The organism is Vibrio sp. SG41-7, from assembly GCF_014164465.1.
In the GTDB taxonomy this organism is placed as follows: domain Bacteria; phylum Pseudomonadota; class Gammaproteobacteria; order Enterobacterales; family Vibrionaceae; genus Vibrio; species Vibrio splendidus.
In genome coordinates, this window is record NZ_JACJFF010000375.1 from 1 (window position 1) to 331 (window position 331).

The window sequence follows — 331 nt, forward strand, 5'->3', positions numbered from 1 at the left end:
AGGACGCTCACCACTTTGTGGTTCATGACTGGGGTGAAGTCGTAACAAGGTAGCCCTAGGGGAACCTGGGGCTGGATCACCTCCTTATACGAAGATACTTACGATGAGTGTCCACACAGATTGATTAGGTTTAGAAAAGCAAAGAGTAGAAGAACTCCCAAGGTTCTTCGAAGTTTGTTTCTGCTTTTTAAAGTAGAGATGAATTAGCAGTGTCCCGTTCGTCTAGAGGCCTAGGACACCGCCCTTTCACGGCGGTAACAGGGGTTCGACTCCCCTACGGGATACCATTGGGTCGTTAGCTCAGTTGGTAGAGCAGTTGACTTTTAATCAA

At 47.7% G+C, this 331-nt stretch carries 1 tRNA gene and 1 rRNA gene; both read left to right on the forward strand.

Features of this window, described 5'->3' with window-relative positions:
- A 16S ribosomal RNA gene (locus H5300_RS27190) occupies window positions 1-87 on the forward strand; the annotation flags it as partial.
- A 124-nt stretch (window positions 88-211) separates the two neighbouring features.
- Window positions 212-287: transfer RNA gene (locus H5300_RS27195), tRNA-Glu, on the forward strand.
- Window positions 288-331: the final 44 nt, after the last annotated feature.